Genomic DNA, 15,404 nt, shown 5'->3' on the forward strand with positions numbered 1-15,404 from the left:
GCGAAGAAGACGACCGCCCGCAAGAGCGCCGCGAAGAAGACGACGGCGCGCAAGACGGCTGCGAAGAAGACGACCGCCCGCAAGACCGCCGCCAAGAAGACGACGGCCCGCAAGACCGCCGCAAAGAAGGCCACCCGCAAGACGGCCGCCAGGAAGTCGACCAGCTGACGCATCGGGTCGCCGGTGTACCTCTCGACTTCGCCGCGCTGCGGACGGAGTTGGAGGTACCCGGCGACTTCGCGTCGGAGGTCCTCACCGAGGCCGAGCAGGCGGCCGCGCATCCCGATCTCCCCGAACTCGACGCGACCGACATCCCGTTCGTCACCGTCGACCCACCCGGCAGCACCGACCTCGATCAGGCCGTCCACCTCGCGCGCGACGGGGACGGGTTCGTGGTCAGGTACGCCATCGCCGACGTCGCCCCGTTCGTCCACCCCGGCGGCACGCTCGACGCCGAGACCCGCCGTCGCGGCGAGACGCTCTACTTCCCGGACACCCGGGTACCGCTGCATCCGCCGTCGTTGAGCGAGGGTGCGGCCAGCCTGTTGCCCGGCCGGCTGCGCCCCGCGGTGCTCTGGACCATCGCACTCGCCGCCGATGCGTCCGTCCGCTCGGTGGACGTCGCCCGCGCGCAGGTCCGCAGCACCGCGCAGCTCGACTACCCGGGCGTGCAGGCCGCCCTCGACGCCGGACGGATGCCCGAACCCATCGCCCTGCTCGGCGAGGTCGGGCGTCGTCGCATGGCTCTGGCCCGTGGGCGGCACGCCATCGACCTCGACCTGCCGGAGCAGGTCGTCGCCCACGGCGGGACGCGGGGTTGGACCCTGCAACTGCGCGACGACCTCGAGGTCGAGCGCTACAACGCGGAGATCTCGCTGCTGACCGGTATGTGCGCGGCGACGATGATGCTGGACGGCGGGTACGGGATCCTGCGCACCGTCCCGCCGCCCGACGCGACCACGATCGCCGAGCTGCGTCGCGCTGCGATCGCCCTCGGCGTCGAGTGGCCCGACGGAGCGACTCCCGGGGACGTCCTGGCCACCGTCGACCGCGCCGACCCGCACCAGGCCGCGGTGATCGAGCACGCGGTGTCGTTACTGCGCGGGGCCGCCTACGTGACCTTCGACGGCGCGGTGCCGGAGCAACCACTGCACAGCGGCATCGGCGCCGCCTACACCCACGTCACCGCGCCGTTGCGCCGTCTCGTCGATCGCTTCGCCACCGAGGTGTGCCTGAGCCTGCACGCAGGCGTGCCGGTGCCGGGGTGGGTGCGCGACGCCATGCCGACGCTGCCTGGCGACATGGCCGAGGCCGATCGTCGTGCGCACGCCGCCGACCGTGCGGTCGTGGACGCGACGGAAGCGTTCCTGCTCGCCGACCGGGTGGGGGAGACCTTCGACGCCGTCGTCATCGCCGCCGGCGAGCACAGCGGCACCGTCGTGCTCGACGAACCGGCGGTGCGTGCACGCTGCGACGGCACCGCGTTGCCCGTCGGCGAGCAGGTCCGCGTGCGGTTGACGCAGGCCGACGTCGCGTCGCGCACCGTGCGCTTCGAGCGCACGTAACGCCGCGGACGGGCCCCGGACGGGCGTGGCCGTCAGACGCGCAGCGTGCCGTCGAGCACGGTCACCGCGCGACCGTGCAGCCGCACGCGGCCGCTCATCACCTCGACACCGACGCGGCCGCCACGTGGGGACAGCTGCACGCCGGTCAGCACGGTGCGGCCGAGGCGGGCACTCCAGAACGGGGCGAGCGCGCAGTGCGCCGAGCCGGTCACCGGGTCCTCGTCGACACCGACCTGCGGGGCGAAGAACCGCGACACGAAGTCGTGGTCCGCGCCTGCGTCGGCGGCCGCGGTGACGACGATGCCCCGTGCCTCGACGCCGGCCAGCCCGTGCAGGTCGGGGTCGAGTCGGGCGACGGCATCCGCGTCGGCGAGCTCGACGAGCACGTCCTGCCCCGCGCGGTGCACCGACACCGGCGCCGTCCGCAGCGCGCGCTGCAGACCGGCTACGCCGGTCAGCTGCTCGAGCGGAGCGGCCGGGAAGTCCATGGTGATGGAACCGTTCACGCCCACCGAGGTGTGCAACAGTCCGCTGCGGGTGTGGAAGTCGAACGTGCCGCGGTCGGTGACGCCGGCCAGTACGTGCGTCGTCGCCAGCGTGGCGTGGCCGCAGAGGTCCACCTCGGTCAGCGGCGTGAACCAGCGCAGGTCGTGGCTGCCGTCGGGGCGCGCCACGACGAACGCCGTCTCCGAATGACGCAGCTCGGTTGCGACGTCCTGCATCCACGACGACGGGGGGAGCGAACCGCCCGCGAAGTCCCCGGCGGCAGCCGTCAGCAGGACGACTCCCGCCGGGTTCCCCCGGAAGGCGGTGTCGGTGAAGGCGTCGACGACGAAGACTCGCACGCCCGAACGGTACCTACGGGTCAGCTGTACTCGTGCTCCGGCGCGGGGTAGGTGCCGCCGCGGACCTCGTCGCCGAAGGTCGTCGCCGCGTCGTGCAGCACCGCTCCGACGTTCGCGAACTCCTTGACGAACTTGGCGGGCTTCCCGGTGCGCAGGCCGGCCATGTCCTGCCACACGAGCACCTGGGCGTCGCACGACGGGCCGGCGCCGATGCCGACGGTGGGGATGTCGAGCACACGGGTGATCTGGCCCGCGACCTCGGAGGGCACGACCTCCATGACCACGGCGAACGCCCCCGCGTGCTGCAGCGCCTTCGCGTCCTGCATGAGGCGGTGCGCGCCTTCGTCGCCTCGGCCCTGCACGCGGTAACCGCCGAAGGCGTTGACCGACTGCGGGGTCAGGCCGATGTGGGCCATGACAGGGATGCCGGCGGAGACGAGAGCCTCGACCTGGGGGGCCACGCGCTGGCCGCCTTCGAGCTTCACCGCCTGCGCACCGCCCTCCTTCATGAACCGCGCCGCGGTCTCGAGGGCCTGCGTGCGCGATGCCTGGTAGGAACCGAACGGCAGGTCTGCGACGACGAGCGCGCGCGATGCGCCGCGGACGACGCCGCGGACCAGAGGGAGCAGCTCGTCGACGCTCACCGGCACGGTGGTGTCGTAGCCGTACACCACGTTCGCGGCCGAGTCGCCGACCAGCAGAACCGGGATGCCGGCCTCGTCGAACACCTGCGCGGTGGAGTAGTCGTAGGCGGTCAGCATCGGCCAGCGCTCGCCGCGCTGCTTCGCTGCCTGTAGGTCGCGGATCGTGATCCGTCGACTCGTGACGCCGCCGTAGAGAGATGTCTCGGCCATCGTTTGCCTCACTTCGTTCCTCGAGGCCACGTCAGGGTCCCCGGGTGTGTCATGCGGACGAAACAATGGTGCAACGTACCGGCCGGTAAGTCTTGCCTGAGTGACGTGCGACGCAACCCGGTTAGATCAGCCGTTCTCACGCCAGCGGTTGGTGATGGGCAGCCGCCGGTCACGGCCGAAGGCCTTGTAGCTGATCTTGGTACCCGGCGGGTACTGCCGGCGTTTCCACTCCGCGGTGTCGACCATCCGGGCCACCTTGCGCACCAGCTCGGCGTCGAAGCCCTCCGCGATGATCTGCGCGACGCCGCGGTCGCCGTCGACGTACCGGGCCAGGATCGCGTCCAGGACCTCGTAGTCGGGCAGCGAATCACTGTCGAGCTGGTCGGGGCGCAGTTCCGCCGACGGCGGCTTGGTGATCGAGTTGGGCGGGATGGGCGGTGTCTCGCCGTCGGCCTCGGCCTGGGCATTGCGCCAGCGGGCCAGCGCCCACACCAGGGTCTTGGGCACGTCCTTCAACGGTGAGAAGCCGCCGATGGAGCCGGCGTCGTAGATCGTCGCGTACCCGACCGCCAGCTCGCTCTTGTTGCCGGTGGCCAGGACGAGATGGCCCTCGGTGTTCGACAGCGCCATGAGTGTCGTGCCGCGCACCCGCGCCTGGACGTTCTCCTCGGCCACCCCGGTCAGCGACAGCATCCCGACGAACTCGTCGATGACGCTCTTCATCGGGATGGACCGGTAGTGCGCTTCGATGCGTCGGACGAGGTCCTCGGCGTCGCTGCGCGAGTGCTCGGTCGAGTACGCGCTGGGCATCGAGACGCCGTAGACGTTCTCGCCGCCCAACGCGTCCGCGGCCACGGCGGCGACGACCGCCGAGTCGATACCGCCCGAGACGCCGAGCACGACCGACCGGAACCCGTTCTTGCCGACGTAGTCGCGCAACCCCACGACGAGGGCGTTCCAGACCTCGGCCTCGTCGGGGAGCCGCGGCGCCACCGGCGCCGGCTGCGGGTCGGCGGGCGGCGGCTCCGGCACGGACGTCGCGACCCGGGTGACGGTCATGACCTCGTCGACGACCTCGGGTGCGGGATCGGTGGCCTCGACCACCGGGACGTCGACGACGAAGACGCCCTCGACGAACTGCTGGACACGGGTGAGCAGGGTGCCGTCGGCGGCCACCACCATGGAGTCGCCGTCGAAGACCAGCTCGTCCTGCCCGGCGACCGAATTGACGTACGCGATCGGTGCGCCGGCCTCGGCGGCGCGGCGCACGAGCAGCGGCAGGCGGATGTCGTCCTTGTTGCGCTCGTAGGGCGAGGAGTTGATGTTCAGCACCAGCCCGACCCCGGCCGCCCCGGCGACGGTGAACGGGCCGCCGTCCTGCCACAGGTCCTCACAGACCGTCAGCGCGATGTCGACCCCGAGGTGGCGCACCACGGTGAGCGAGCGGCCCGGCACGAAGTACCGGCGCTCGTCGAACACGCCGTAGTTGGGCAGGTGATGCTTGAAGTACCGGGCCTTGACCTGCCCACCGAGCAGGAAGGCCGACGCGTTGCGCGGGACGCCGTCGTCGTCGACGTAGCCGACCACGACCGCGGTGTCGCCGAGCCCGGCGTCGGCGAGCGCACCGGCCAGCGCGTCGAGCGCGGCTCGCGAGGCGTCCCGGAAACCGGGGCGCAGCACGAGGTCCTCGACCGGGTACCCGGTCAGCATCATCTCCGGGAACATCACCAGCTGGGCACCTGCCGCCGCGGCCTCGGCCGTGCGGGCGACGACGATGTCGGCGTTGCCCGGAAGATCACCCACGGTGTAGTTGACCTGGGCCAGGGCGAGGCGCAGCACGATCACGTCTCCAGTGTGGCGCACGGAGGCCCCCGTCCGGGAGGTGGCTGTGAGCCGTGCGGTTGCGTTGGGCGAAAGCGCTCTCGGTCAGGCACAATCAGCCCTGACCAGCGCGGAGGACGCACGCCGCGACCGGTCTCGAGACACCCGCGACGTCGTCGGCGACCGCACGCCGCTCGAGGACGTCCACCTAAGTGTGAGCTGATCGTAATGCCCACACGGCCCAAATGTCGGCGCTCGCCGGTAAACACTGAGAGACTTACCAGGGTCCGCGTCGGGGTGCCCGTCACCCCGCCGGCACCCGCAGACCGACCGCGGCCACCGGCACGCAGTCGAGCCAGCACGTACGGAGGATTTGGATGCATCGGGTCGCTCGCACAGCCCACCACGGCACGGGTCGTGGCGCCGCGCTTCGTCGGGTCGCCCGGCGCCGCACCCTGGCCGGTGCCGGGGCGGCCGTCGTCGCGCTGACCACGCTGGCCGCCTGCACCTCCGGCAACGACAACCGCGCCCAGGGCTCGCCGGCCGCCAACGACACCTCCGCCTCCGCGGCAGGCAGCTCGTCGGCCGCGCCCTCGTCCTCGGCTCCGGCGCTACCGGCCGCCGTCACCGTGGCCGCGACGGGCGGGTTCACCCGGGCCAACCCGGCCGCACCCGTCACCGTGAAGGTCGCACACGGCACCCTGACGTCCGTCGTGCTCAAGAACCCCGCCGGCAAGGTCGTCAAGGGCGCCCTGGGCACCGGCGCGACCTCGTGGGCCACCGCCGAGGACCTGGGTTACGACAAGACCTACACCCTCACCGCCGTCACCAAGGACGGCGCGGGCCGAACCGCCACCAAGACCCAGAAGATCAGCACGGTGTCGCCGGACAACCTGACCCAGCCCTACCTGAACGACATCTACGGCACCGCCCTCGACGCCGGTGCCACCTACGGCGTCGGCATGGTCGTCTCCGCCTACTTCGACGAGGACATCCCCGACAAGGCTGCCGCCGCGAAGGCGCTGCAGGTCACGACCAGCCCGCACGTCGACGGCGCCTGGTACTGGGTCGACGCGCACACCGCCCACTGGCGCCCGCAGCACTACTACGCACCCGGCACCAAGGTCAGCGTCGCGACGAAGGTCTACGGCAAGAACCTCGGCCACGGCCTGTACGGCCAGTCCGACGTCAGCACACACTTCGTCATCGGCGCCAAGCACGTCTCGGTGGCCAACGCGAAGACCCATCAGGTCAAGGTCTACTTCAACGACAAGTTCCAGCGCAGCATGCCGACCTCCATGGGCCAGGGCGGCTACGTGAAGGGCAAGAACGGCGAGATCTCGCTGTGGACGATGCCGGGCATCTACACCGTCATCCACCACGAGAACCCGGCCCGCATGTCCTCCGACAGCTACGGCCTGCCGGCCAGCTCGCCGTACGGGTACCGCGCCGAGAACGTGTACTGGGCCACGAAGATCAGCATCGACGGCATCTACCTGCACCAGCTCGACACCACGGTGTGGGCGCAGGGGCACCAGAACCTGTCCCACGGCTGCCTCAACCTGAACCTGAAGAACGCCAAGTGGTTCTACAACAACGCCCGGGTCGGCGACGTCGTGCAGGTCGTGCACTCCGGCGGCCCGGCGATCCAGGTGTGGCAGGGCGGCGACTGGAGCGTTGCGTGGTCGACCTGGACCAGCGGCAAGGTCGCCAGCTAATCCGTGCGTAACCTTCTGCTGGGACGCTGAGGCGGCAGCGGCACGCGCAGTTGTCGCTGGGTCGCGAGGACAACAGTGAGGTCCGGGGTGGCGGAATAGTGGATCGGCAACAGGAATTCGTGCTGCGCACCATCGAGGAGCGCAACATCCGTCTGGTGCGCCTGTGGTTCACCGACGTCCTCGGCACGCTGAAGTCGGTGGCCATCGCCCCGGCCGAGCTCGACGGTGCCTTCGAGGAGGGCGTCGGGTTCGACGGCTCGGCGATCGAGGGGTTCAGCCGCACCAGCGAGAGCGACATGCTCGCCCGGCCGGACCCCGCCACCTTCCAGATCCTGCCCGAGAGCGACGGCAGCGCCCCGGACTCGGCGCGGATGTTCTGCGACATCCAGATGCCCGACGGCTCGCCGTCCTGGGCCGACCCGCGCTACGTGCTGAGGCGGGCTCTGTCGCGGGCGGCCGAGCGTGGTTTCACCTTCTACACCCACCCCGAGATCGAGTTCTTCCTGCTCAAGAACCGCCCGTCGGACGGGTCGGAACCGCTGCCGATCGACAACGGCGGCTACTTCGACATGTCGAACCACGACGTGGCCCACGACTTCCGGCGGGCCGCCGTCGGCGCGCTCGAGGGACTCGGCATCTCCGTCGAGTTCAGCCACCACGAGGTCGCGCCCGGCCAGCAGGAGATCGACCTGCGCTACGCGGACGCGCTGTCGATGGCCGACAACCTCATGACCTTCCGGCACGTCATCAAGGAGGTCGCGATCGCGCACGGGGCGCACGCGACCTTCATGCCCAAGCCCTTCCGTCACCAGCCGGGCAGCGGGATGCACACGCACCTGTCGCTGTTCGAGGGTGACCAGAACGCGTTCCACGACCCGTCGGACCCGCTCAACCTGTCCAAGACGGCCCGCGCGTTCATCGCCGGCGTGCTGGTGCACGCGCGCGAGATCACCGCGGTCACCAACCAGTGGGTCAACTCCTACAAGCGGCTGTGGGGCTTCGGTGCGCCCGGGTCGATCGTCGAGGCGCCGACGTTCGTCTGCTGGGGGCATGCCAACCGGTCGGCGCTGATCCGCGTCCCGCGCTACAAGCCGGGCAAGGCGGGCTCGACGCGGGTGGAGTTGCGCTCACCCGACTCGGCCTGCAACCCCTACCTGGCGTTCGCGATCATCCTCGGCGCCGGCATGAAGGGCATCGAGCAGGGCTACGAGTTGCCCCCCGGAGCCGAGGACGACGTGTGGTCGCTGTCCGACGTCGAGCGCCGCGCGCTGGGTTACGACGAGCTGCCGCACAACCTCGCCGAGTCGCTGCGGGTCATGGAGGACTCCGAGCTCGCGGCCGAGGTGCTGGGGGAGCACGTCTTCGACTTCTTCCTGCGCAACAAGCGCGAGGAGTGGATCGAGTACCGCTCGGAGGTCAGCCCGTTCGAGCTGCGGCGATACCTCCCCACGCTGTAGCGCCCGGGGCGGTGCGACACGTCGGAGGCCGGTCGCCTGGCCTCGTTCGCCCGGCGCCACCCGTGTGGAGCAACGATGCCACCGGACTCCGGAGGGGGTGATCTCGTGCCGTTGATCGACATCTCCCGGCGTATCGCGCCGGGCGTGGCGCTGCCGCCCGACGCGCCCGCCGTGGCCAGCAGCACCCTGGTCGACATCGAAGGGGTCTCGCCCTCTCGGGTGACTCGCCTGGAGAACTGGACCACGCATCTGCTCACCCACGTCGATGTACCGCGCCACTTCGCCACCGACGGCGCGGACCTCGACGCCGTCGCGCTCGAACGGTTCCGCGGGCCGGCGACCGTCGTGGAGGTCGCCGGGACAGCCGTGATGCCCGACGACGTTCCCCGATCGCCGCCCGGCCACAACCTGCTGTTCCGGACATCCAACAGCGGGCGCGACACCGCCACGTTCCATCCTGATCACGTGTTCGTCCATCCGGCGACCGTTCCGGTCCTGCTGGCGCATCGCCCCAATCTCGTGGGCATCGACTACTTCGGTGTGGATGCGCACGACGACCCGGACTGTCCGGCGCACCGTGGGCTGCTCGGCGCCGGCGTGCTTCTGCTCGAAGGTCTCGATCTCTCTGCTGCCGAACCGGGTGAGTACCAGCTGTGGGCCCTTCCGTTGAAGATCGCCAACGGAGACGGATCTCCGGTTCGGGCCGTGCTCGCTCATGGCGGCAACCCCGGATAGCGCGGAAGCGAGGGGCTCCCGCGCAGGGATCAGGGCGTGCGGCGTTGTGGCCGCCGGTGCGCGGCGGGGACAACACCCGTCCGCGGGCTCACCCGGTTCGGGCCCGTGCCGACCCGAACCGTCCCGGTCGACAGATGCCGATGAGCACGCCGCAGCAGAAGGCCACGAGGTGCTCGCGACCGTCCAGATCGTTCTGCACCGCGTCGGCCACCACGAGGGCGGCACCCAGCAGAACGACACAGCGGTGGGCTCGGAATCGGACGAGCAGCCAGGCCCCGACCGCAGTCGTCACGGCCGACGGGCCGGTGTCGAGCACGTGTGCCTGGCTCGCGGAGAGCCCGATCGCATGCAGGGTTGTCAGGCCGAGCAGCAGTCGTGCGGTGACGGTACTGACGATCTGGCCGGCGGCGGCCACGCCGAGTGTCGCCCACCGGCCCAGCAGCATCTCCGCCAGACCCACGACGACCACGATCTGGGCAACCGCGAGCGGCAACGGCAAACCTGGGGTCGGTAGGAATGCCGAAGCAGGTAGCCGCGCACATTCCACACACCACGGCAGCGCTGCGCGGACGGCACCGACGGCCAGCACACTCGATCGCAGGGCAGGAACGCCGTAGGTGACGGTGCCGGCGACCGACAGGACACCGAGCAGGGTGCCCAGCACCGGCCGTGAGCCGTCACGCCACCGTTGCCACGCCTTCTGACTCATCCATTTCAGCTCGTCACCGGGGATCCGGATCGCCGCGGCCGGCGAACGAGAACGATGCACCGTTCCATCATCGGCCGGGACGTTTCGACCTACGAGGGGGAGGTCTCCGCCTGGCGACGATCGCACCGCCCGGGGCTGTTCCGGTCGATCGTGCACGGTTACCGCGTCGCGGCGGCAAGTGCTGCCCGGATGACGTCCTCGTCGGCCGGTTGGCCCTCCTTGCTCGAGTAGGGCCCGTACGGGGTGCCCCAGACGGGGCTGCCCGTCTCCTGTCGCCAACTGTCGGCCAGCGGGCCCGCGTCCACGACGCCGTAGCCGATCGAATCGATGAACGCGGTGACCTGCGCCTTGGCGGACGGCGAGTCGCCGGCGATCGGGAGATACGAGCGGTCGGCCGCCCCCGCGGCACGAGCCAGTGACAGCAGGTGCTCGAAGTAGATGTTGTTGAACGCCTTGACGACGACGGCACCCGGCAGCTGTCGCGACAGCAGCTCGCTCGACGTGAGCGTCCCGTCGTCGAGCTCGGGGAGGTGGCCGTCCCGCTCGGGGCCGTAATTGCAGGTGTCGACAACCGTCTTTCCGACCAGTGCCTCCGCGGGCAGGTTCGTGAAGGCACTCACCGGGACCGTGACCACGACGAGGTCACCGGCAGCAGCGGCGTCCCGGCTGGTCGCGGCGGACGCCCCCGGCCCCAGCTCGGCGACGACACCCGCGAGGGTCTCGGGTCCTCGTGAGTTGCTGAGCACGGCCTGCTGACCAGCCCGGACGGCCAGGCGCGCAATGGTCGTGCCGATCTGTCCGCTCCCGATGATTCCCAGCGTCATTGAGCTCTGTCCTCACGTCTCGGAGAAGTAATAGCCGTTGTCCAGATCGTCGAGCAGGCGGGGGTGCACGGGTTCCCAGCCGAGGGTCCGACGGGTGATGAGGTTGGACGCCGGGTAGCTCTTCGTCACGATGTTGGCGAGGAAGCCGAAGTATCCCGGCACGATCAGTTCGTCCAGGGGAATGCTGACGGCGGGTAGCCCCAGGTGGCTGCCGATGGCCTCGGCGATGTCGCGGAACGCAATGCCACCGTCCTCGACGGCGTGCCAGTACCTGCCGGGCGGCCCCTTCTCCAGCGCGAGCCGGAACAGCGAGGCGACGTCCTGGACATGCACCGCGTTCCACAGGTTGGTCCCGTCCCCGGGGTAGCCGACGACGCCCTTCTCGTTCGCGAGCGCGATCAACATGGGCAGGAAACCGGCATCTGCGGTGCTGTGCATGATGTTGGCGATCCGCACGACGGAGGACCGCACGCCCTGCTCGGCGAGGCCGAGGACGGCGGCCTCCACGACATTGCGGACGTGAAGGGTGCCCCGGTGCTCCTCGCCGACGGCCAGGGCCAGATCCTCCTCGGTGGCCGGCCGACCCAGCGGCCCGGGCGAGCCGATGCTTCCCGCCGCCACCAGCGGCTTGCCCGTTCCCGCGAGCGCCTCTCCGTAGGCGAGCATGATCGGCAGTTCGGCGAGCGCGACGGCATCCATGCCGCCGGTCGGCAGCAGGTCCTGCCGGTGCGCGACGTGGATGACCCCGTCGGACTCGGCGGCAACCTCCTTGAGACCGTCCAGGTCCGCGAGCTCGCCGCGGCGCACCGTTGCGCCGAGCGCGGACACCGCAGCCGCAGCCTCGTCCGATCTGGCCAAGCCGGTGACCTCGTGCCCGGCGGCAATCAGCTCACGAATGATGTACGGACCGGAATGGCCGGTCCCGCCAGTGACGAAGACGCGCATGTGGGTGCTCCGTCCTCAGTAGGTTCGCAAGGACGAGATCTTGCCGTCCTCGTCGAAGGTCATCACGTCGATGACGTCGACCCGTCGGCCGGAAACGATCACCTGTACGTGAGCAGCTGCGTCTGCGCCGGTCACCTTCAACGAGACGACCTCGACGGCCTGCTCCCGGTCGTCCCACAGTGAGTGGTAGGCCCTGCGGATCGCGTCGACCCCGTGATGGACGTCGTCGCCGCTGCGGAAGACCGCATCGTCGGCGAAGAGCGCCGCCACGTCGTCAGCGCTCCGGTGTCCCTGGGCACTGCCGTGTCCCGCCAGCTCGAAGTAGGTTCGGACGACCTGGCTGGTCTTCTCCGCGCTCAACTCCGGCCCGTCGCCCGACCTGGTCACCTTGTCGACGCCGAGGGCGATGTCGAACCCTGCGCCGTTGCCGGCCAGCCCCATCATCAGCAGGCCCGCCCCCTCCAGCCAGTGCGCCATTGCCAGGGGGCCGACATCCAGCGGGCGCAGCCCAAGGCTCTCGATCAGCGTCGACACGCTCTCCTTGGCCCGCTCGTCGTCGCCGGCGAACAGCACGTCCAGTGGGCCGCCCAGGGCAAGGACGTGCCCGAACACGGTATTGAAAGCCTTGACGACGTGCGCGCCTGCCGCGGCGGCCTTCGCGATCTCCTCCGCACCGGACGTGCCGTTCGGCGTGACCAGTTCGGTGTCGTCGGGTGCGGTGAACGTGTTCGAGATGTCGACGATGACTTTGCCGTCCAGCGCGTCCCCGAATCGGGCGACCACTCCCACGGCGCTGGCGTACGGCACGGCGAGGATGACGAGGTCACCGGCCGGGATGCTGCCGAAGACGCCGGCCGTTGCGCCCGCGCCCAATGCAGCGGCCATGTCCTCAGCCTTCGCCGTATCGCGGCCGATGACCTCGACCGCGTGTCCGCTTTCGACCGCGCGGGCGGCCAGAGTGCGGGCCATGCCGCCCAATCCGATGATGCTGATGCTGCTCATGCGGTGCTTCTCTCCTCGACGTGTTGAACCCTCGACGTCCATGGTTGCCACCGCGGTGAGCCCGCGTCCAAGACCTCTTTCGAGCACGGCGATAGCCTGAAGGCATCGCCGATCGGGAGGCTGCATGGACCTGGACCTGCGCAAGCTGCGGTACTTCGTCGCCGTCGCCGACACATTGCACTTCGGCCGCGCCGCCGAGCAGCTGCACATCGCACAACCGGTGTTGAGCCGTCAGATCCGAGCGCTGGAGAAAGAGCTCGGTACCCCGTTGTTGACCAGGGACAGCCACGGTGTCGCGCTGACCGACGCCGGTCGCCAGCTGCTGAGCGACGCCGGTCCGCTGCTGGCCGCCGCGGACGCGGCCCGCCATCGGGTCACCGTGACCGCGCGAGGAAGCCAGCGCTTGACGGTCGGGTTTCGAGCAGGCATCGCCGTCGCTCCGGCTGTCCAGGTCTTCGCCGCTCAGCACCCGGACGTCCCGGTCGACGTGCAGCGGATCGAAGGCGACGAACAGTCGCAGGTGCTGCTCGACGGCCGCGTCGATCTCGGGTACGTGCGACTGCCCATCGACGAAACGGGTCTGCGCATCGCCCCGCTCTACACCGAGCCGCGAGTCGCGGTACTGCCCGTGAGCCACCGACTCGCCGGCAAGGAGGAAGTCACCGAGGCCGACCTGGCCCGCGAGATGCTGGTCTGGAATGCGGAGCTCCCGCAGCCCACCGCACGCCGACATCCCAACGCCGGGTACGTGGTGCGCGGGGTGGACGAAACGCTCGAACACGTCGCGGCCGGCCGGGGCATCTCGTTCCTGGCCCGTTCGGCGACCGTGTTCTACTCACACCCCGAGGTGGTCTACGTTCCAGTGCCGGACGTGGCGCCGGACCAGGTGTGCCTCGCCGTTGCGCAATCGCGTGTGTCACCGCTGGTCGACGCTTTCTTCGCCGCGGCCCAGTCGGCAGCCGAGGTCACGGCCGAGTGCGGGAACTACGAGATGTGGCAGCTGGGCGGCCCCGGCGCAGCGAGGCCCGGTTGACCGCGCGGCCGGTTGACCGCGCCTCGGAAGTCGGTTGCGGTCCCGGCGCGCCAGGTGATGGAAGTACCGGCCGATCGCAGTGGCCGCCGGATCGTCGGACACGGCGAGCCACATCTGGGTCAGGTGAGCCCTATGTAGATCGACGGGAGCGCCCGGAGGGCGCTACCGTTCGAAGCAAGCGATTTGGCTGCAGTGCGCCCGGGAGGTTCTCGAGCGCAAGGTAAGCGGAGCTCTCGCAAACCGCTCCGGTCGATCGGGACCAGGAGTGATCAGTAACAGCCGAAGAACCATCCCAACTCTTGCATCTGCGCCACCCCGGATGCGTTTACGTTCGAGGTCGAGTCTGCACGTATTCCCGTTGTCTTACAGGTTGCGGTGGCGTTGTCGTTGTTTGGGGGGTTTGTGAGCGCGACGCGGTAGACAGGGGACGCCGCTACGTGAACCGAGTATTTCTCCTGGCACGTGGTCGTTACGTCGCCAGTTCCGTCCGTTTTCTTCGACACCACGCTGGGACGTCCTTGGTGGACGGTCAGGATCACGCCGGTGCCGTTCATTATATTGACTGCACCTTCGCGTTCGCCGCACGTTGCGCCGCCTCGGTCCGACCCGGTGGCTATGTCGCTGCCCAGGAAAAAAGTCCAGCTGACCTTGCCTCGGACCGTGTCTTCCTTGGGCTTGGGCGGCGCAGGCGTCATCGTTCGGACCACAGTCTGTGTCGAGACTGCCGTGACGGTGCGCGTAACCGGAGTGGAGGTCGTCGCCAGGTGTCGATCGGCCGCACCTTGTCCACCCGGAGACGGTTGGCCAACGGCTCCTGGCAATCGCGCGGCGGCCGGGACCGCCTGATCGACATGCGAGCCATGGAGTTGGCCAGCGACGATCGCGCCCACTGCGAGGCCGACTACTAGACCAACACCACCTGTCAAAGTTGGGGAGCTGACCGCGCGGTTCCTCCGTCGATGAGCTGACACGAGGCGCCTCCAAGATCGTGTTAGATTCAAGTAAAGTAAAAGCTAGAGATCAGTTAGTCAAGGCTGCGTTGTGCGTACAGAGCAAGCCAGCGCGCGGACATCGATCACGCCGCCCGATGTCTCCTCAGCAGTCGCCAGCTGCCAAGTCGTCTCCGAGCAAGGGTTGTCCCTGCGTCCGAAGCGACGACTCCAGCAAGTCAGAAGCCGGCGGCTTCGGCTCAGGCCAGTTGGCGAGATTCAGTGCCTTAGGGTGCAATATTTTGCATGCCGATTCCGTCGTTCGCGTCATCGCTCCAGCGTGTGCCGCTGCGAAACGAGGTGTTCTACCGCCTGCGGACGGCGCTGGTCGACGGCTCGTTCGCGCCGGGGGAGCAGCTGCGGGACGGCGAGCTCGCGGACTGGCTCGGTGTCAGTAGAACACCGGCCCGCGAAGCGCTTCTGCGGCTGGCAGGTGCCGGGCTCGTGGAGTCGCGCCCGGGCCGCTCGACGACCGTGACCGCGCTGGATCACCGGGCGGCGCGGGATGCCTGCGAGGTCGTCGCTGCCAGGCATCAGCTGGCCGTGCGTGAGTCGGTAGCGAAACTCGCCCCTGCCGACCTCGCGGCCATGACGCGGGCGAACAAGCGCTTCTCCACGGCCGTCCGGGCGAGCGATCTGAACGCCCTGAGCGCGGACGACGACCTGCCCGCGGTACCGGTGGCGGTTGCCGCCAACGCGGCGGTCGCCGCCGTCCTGGATCAGTACACGCCGATGCTCCGCCGGGCCGAGCGGCTGCGTTTCGCCACCCTGGGCGGTCGAGCCTCCGTCGACCGGCACACGACCCTCATCGGCCTGTGCGCCCAGGGCCGAGCAGAGGCAGCCGCCGCCGTCGCCTTCGACACCTGGCACACGCTGCCGACCGACCGGCCCGACACCCAGGAGTGAT

Annotated in this window: 13 protein-coding genes and 1 pseudogene; 6 read left to right on the forward strand and 8 right to left on the reverse strand. The window is 69.7% G+C overall.

All coding sequences use genetic code 11. The features are described 5' to 3' along the window. Positions 1 to 218: 218 nt before the first annotated feature. Complete coding sequence (locus ACFFCA_RS07565; RefSeq protein WP_375483386.1) at positions 219 to 1,565, forward strand: RNB domain-containing ribonuclease; 1,347 nt, start codon at positions 219 to 221, stop codon at positions 1,563 to 1,565. Between the two features lie 32 nt (positions 1,566 to 1,597). On the opposite strand, the gene ACFFCA_RS07570 is transcribed toward ACFFCA_RS07565, so the two are convergent. From ACFFCA_RS07570 to ACFFCA_RS07580, 3 genes are all read right to left on the reverse strand, one after another. Next, positions 1,598 to 2,410, reverse strand: coding sequence for a PhzF family phenazine biosynthesis protein (locus ACFFCA_RS07570; RefSeq protein ID WP_375483388.1), 813 nt, complete (start codon positions 2,408 to 2,410; stop codon positions 1,598 to 1,600). 20 nt (positions 2,411 to 2,430) lie between these two features. Continuing rightward, positions 2,431 to 3,264, reverse strand: coding sequence for a 3-methyl-2-oxobutanoate hydroxymethyltransferase (panB, locus tag ACFFCA_RS07575; RefSeq protein WP_375483390.1), 834 nt, complete (start codon positions 3,262 to 3,264; stop codon positions 2,431 to 2,433). 126 nt (positions 3,265 to 3,390) lie between these two features. Next, the gene (locus ACFFCA_RS07580) at positions 3,391 to 5,109 is read right to left on the reverse strand and encodes an NAD+ synthase (protein ID WP_375483392.1); all 1,719 of its coding nucleotides are present in this window, start codon (positions 5,107 to 5,109) and stop codon (positions 3,391 to 3,393) included. A 353-nt stretch (positions 5,110 to 5,462) separates the two neighbouring features. On the opposite strand from ACFFCA_RS07580, the gene ACFFCA_RS07585 reads away from it, so the two are divergent. The 3 genes from ACFFCA_RS07585 (at position 5,463) to ACFFCA_RS07595 (ending at position 8,995) form a co-directional block, all read left to right on the forward strand. Next, on the forward strand, positions 5,463 to 6,803 hold the full coding sequence (locus ACFFCA_RS07585) for an Ig-like domain-containing protein (protein ID WP_375483394.1): 1,341 nt from the start codon (positions 5,463 to 5,465) through the stop codon (positions 6,801 to 6,803). Positions 6,804 to 6,901: 98 nt separating this feature from the next. Next, a complete protein-coding gene (gene glnA / locus ACFFCA_RS07590) occupies positions 6,902 to 8,260 on the forward strand; it encodes a type I glutamate--ammonia ligase (RefSeq protein WP_375483396.1) in 1,359 nt (452 codons plus the stop codon). A 75-nt stretch (positions 8,261 to 8,335) separates the two neighbouring features. Further along, the gene (locus tag ACFFCA_RS07595; RefSeq protein WP_375483398.1) at positions 8,336 to 8,995 is read left to right on the forward strand and encodes a cyclase family protein; all 660 of its coding nucleotides are present in this window, start codon (positions 8,336 to 8,338) and stop codon (positions 8,993 to 8,995) included. Between the two features lie 88 nt (positions 8,996 to 9,083). Here the strand turns inward: ACFFCA_RS07595 and ACFFCA_RS07600 are convergent, their stop codons facing one another. From ACFFCA_RS07600 to ACFFCA_RS07620, 5 genes and pseudogenes are all read right to left on the reverse strand, one after another. Beyond that, positions 9,084 to 9,764 (reverse strand): hypothetical protein, encoded by a 681-nt coding sequence (locus tag ACFFCA_RS07600; RefSeq protein ID WP_375483400.1) that lies wholly within the window; start codon positions 9,762 to 9,764, stop codon positions 9,084 to 9,086. Positions 9,765 to 9,862: 98 nt separating this feature from the next. Further along, positions 9,863 to 10,522 carry an NADPH-dependent F420 reductase gene (locus ACFFCA_RS07605; protein ID WP_375483559.1) on the reverse strand — a complete coding sequence of 220 codons (660 nt, stop codon included), beginning with the start codon at positions 10,520 to 10,522 and terminating at the stop codon, positions 9,863 to 9,865. 18 nt (positions 10,523 to 10,540) lie between these two features. After that, positions 10,541 to 11,473, reverse strand: coding sequence for an SDR family oxidoreductase (locus ACFFCA_RS07610; RefSeq protein WP_375483402.1), 933 nt, complete (start codon positions 11,471 to 11,473; stop codon positions 10,541 to 10,543). 15 nt (positions 11,474 to 11,488) lie between these two features. Beyond that, positions 11,489 to 11,860 (reverse strand): nuclear transport factor 2 family protein, encoded by a 372-nt coding sequence (locus tag ACFFCA_RS07615; RefSeq protein ID WP_375483561.1) that lies wholly within the window; start codon positions 11,858 to 11,860, stop codon positions 11,489 to 11,491. A gap of 3 nt (positions 11,861 to 11,863) precedes the next feature. Beyond that, a pseudogene (locus tag ACFFCA_RS07620) lies at positions 11,864 to 12,475 on the reverse strand (NADPH-dependent F420 reductase); the annotation flags it as partial. Positions 12,476 to 12,599: 124 nt separating this feature from the next. On the opposite strand from ACFFCA_RS07620, the gene ACFFCA_RS07625 reads away from it, so the two are divergent. Together ACFFCA_RS07625 and ACFFCA_RS07630 are read left to right on the forward strand one after the other, a co-directional pair. Then, positions 12,600 to 13,508, forward strand: a complete 909-nt coding sequence (locus ACFFCA_RS07625; protein WP_375483406.1) for a LysR family transcriptional regulator — start codon at positions 12,600 to 12,602, stop codon at positions 13,506 to 13,508. Between the two features lie 1,235 nt (positions 13,509 to 14,743). Further along, a complete protein-coding gene (locus ACFFCA_RS07630; RefSeq protein ID WP_375483408.1) occupies positions 14,744 to 15,403 on the forward strand; it encodes a GntR family transcriptional regulator in 660 nt (219 codons plus the stop codon). Position 15,404: the final 1 nt, after the last annotated feature.

The sequence above is a fragment of the uncultured Jatrophihabitans sp. genome (assembly GCF_964252635.1).
Taxonomy (GTDB): domain Bacteria; phylum Actinomycetota; class Actinomycetes; order Mycobacteriales; family Jatrophihabitantaceae; genus Jatrophihabitans.